Genomic DNA, 2,340 nt, shown 5'->3' with positions numbered 1-2,340 from the left:
GTAAGCGTATAGCTAACGACACCTAGCCTTGCTTAATATTCCAAGGTAGCAGTGGCTCAAGGTTACTTGGCTGCTCTGCAATATGTTGCAAGCACATTGAGATGTAGTCATGCACTACAAGATCATTTGCCTTTGCGGTTTCAACAAGACTATAGAGTATGGCGCTGGCATGCGCGCCATTACTGGTATTTGAGAACAGCCATAAAACCGCCCTATTACGAACGGTTTTATGGCTCGCTCTGCTCGGTTATTATCAATACTGAGCCTGCCATCATCGAGGTAACGCCTGAATTTCTCAAACTGGTTTATCGCATAGGTAATTGCTTTCCCTAGCGCCATTTGGGGAGGGATTTTATCTTTGTGTTTGAGTAACCATTGATACAATTCATCAACGATTGGTTTGGCTTTTTGCTGCCTAACGGTGAATTTTTCACTAACCGATTTACCTTTGATGGCTTGCTCAATACCATAGAGTTTGCGAATAAGGTTAAGTGCTACATCCGCTTTAACGGTTTTTTTATTATTGCCTTTGGCCTCGATGAACTTACGGCGTATATGAGCTAAGCACGCAACCAGTGTTGCCTTCGTTTGCTCGTATGCTTTGTAGCCGTCAACGTGCATGTAGCCTTGATAACCGTCAAGAAAACCAACTACACAGTGGGCCGCGCGACTATTATGATAATCAAACAGGACAATATTAGTGTCTTTACCCGGCTTATCATCGCCACAACAGTACAGCCACATATAGCTGGTCGCTTTCTCTGCGTTAATAACGTTTAACGAGGTTTCATCGCCATGAATAACTGCTTGAGATAACAAGATTTCTTTTAAACGCTGATAGAGCGGTGACAACAATTCAGCACAGCGTAACATCCAGCTCGACATGGTTTGCCTGCTCAACTCAATACCGATATCAGAAAATAACGTTTCTTGGCGATAAAGCGGCAAGCCAAACTGGTATTTACACATGATTATTTGGCTCAGTAAACTGGGCGTGCCGATACTTTTTGGAATAGGTGTTGCGGGCATTTTTGCCGTTTTCACTACACTTTCAATCCCTTCACGCTCACAGTGACGGCACGTATATTTAGGGCGAATAGTTTTGACAACCTTGATATGCGCTGGCACAAATTCGAGTGTTTCACTGCTGCTTTCACCCATTTTGTGAAGTGGGCTTTGACAGCAATCACACACTTTTTCATCCTCATCAAGGTCAACAACCACCTCGACTCGTGGTAACTGTGCTGGCAGTGGCCGGCGTTTCGGTTTGGCTTTTTCTTTCTTTACTAAGGGCGATGTGGCCAATAGCGCTTTATCATGTTCATCAAGAATGTTTTCTGCTTCATTGAAGCGCTCTCCAGCACCGGGCATCTTTTCAGATTTCTTCGCGTACTCTTTGGCAAGCTTCGCGTTATAAGCTTGCAGTAATTCGTGAATTTGCGCATCTTTTTCAGCAACGACCTAGAACAACTCAAGCACCATGCGCTTGAGTTGTTCTAGGTCGTCAGGAAGTAAGTGTGCATCAATTTTCATGTTCGCAATTTAACAGAATTTGACGTTGTTTTCTTGTTTGACGCAAAGATAAAGCAGGCGGTGTGGCAACGATCATTTACTGTCAATATGATCGATTGATACTGCAATTCTTCATGACCAAGCACATCATATCCCGACAACAACCAATCCAATTGCCCAGGACTGAGTTCAAATTCTTGCAAACTGACTTTACTTGGCCATTTGAACTTTTGTTTTTCTAAACGCTTGTACCACAAAGCAAACCCCGTTTTATCCCAGTAAACCAGCTTGAGTTTATCTTTCGATTTATTGCAGAACAAAAATAATGCGCCAGTGTAAGCGTCACGTTCAAGCTCGCTTTCAACGAGTGCGACCAGACCATCAATGGACTTTCGAAAATCCACGGCGTCACGATGCAAGTAAATACGCGCGGGTTCAACAAACATTTTCATAAGGCAAGCTCACGCAACAATTGACTCAAATAAGCGACAGGCATTGTGGGTGGGAAGCTAATTTTCACGCTGCCGATAGTAAGCATGATCGGCAGTTGCTGTTCAGTGGGGGCGACGTGTTTAGTGACTTTTGCTTGAACAAAACGACTGGATTCAGTATTAAGCTTACTTCGTGCCGCATAAAAGCTTGTTTTAGATAAGGCATGTTGCTGGCAAAACTCAGTAATAGTTAAATCGCTGGCTTGTTGTTCTTCGATAATGTTACGCCACTGCTCAAGGCTACGTGTTTTTCTCATGGCTATCTCCTAATTGAAATTAAGAAATAGCTTAATCGGTTTGACGAATTACTGGCAGGTGCACTTTGCTAGACGCTTAC

2 protein-coding genes and 1 pseudogene are annotated in these 2,340 nt (G+C 43.4%); all 3 read right to left on the bottom strand.

Features of this window, described 5'->3' with window-relative positions:
* Nucleotides 1-22: 22 nt before the first annotated feature.
* Nucleotides 23-1,437 (bottom strand): annotated as a pseudogene (gene tnpC, locus H5126_RS21115) (IS66 family transposase).
* Between the two features lie 92 nt (nt 1,438-1,529).
* Nucleotides 1,530-1,964 carry an IS66 family insertion sequence element accessory protein TnpB gene (tnpB, locus tag H5126_RS21110; RefSeq protein ID WP_024596287.1) on the bottom strand — a complete coding sequence of 145 codons (435 nt, stop codon included), beginning with the start codon at nt 1,962-1,964 and terminating at the stop codon, nt 1,530-1,532.
* Nucleotides 1,961-2,260 (bottom strand): IS66 family insertion sequence element accessory protein TnpA, encoded by a 300-nt coding sequence (gene tnpA, locus H5126_RS21105; RefSeq protein ID WP_002963294.1) that lies wholly within the window; start codon nt 2,258-2,260, stop codon nt 1,961-1,963. Before tnpA ends, tnpB begins: the two co-directional genes overlap by 4 nt.
* Between the last annotated feature and the right edge of the window lie 80 nt (nt 2,261-2,340).

This window comes from Pseudoalteromonas sp. SG45-3 (assembly GCF_014164075.1).
GTDB lineage: Bacteria > Pseudomonadota > Gammaproteobacteria > Enterobacterales > Alteromonadaceae > Pseudoalteromonas > Pseudoalteromonas distincta.
This window is presented reverse-complemented; position numbering and strand designations above follow the sequence as displayed.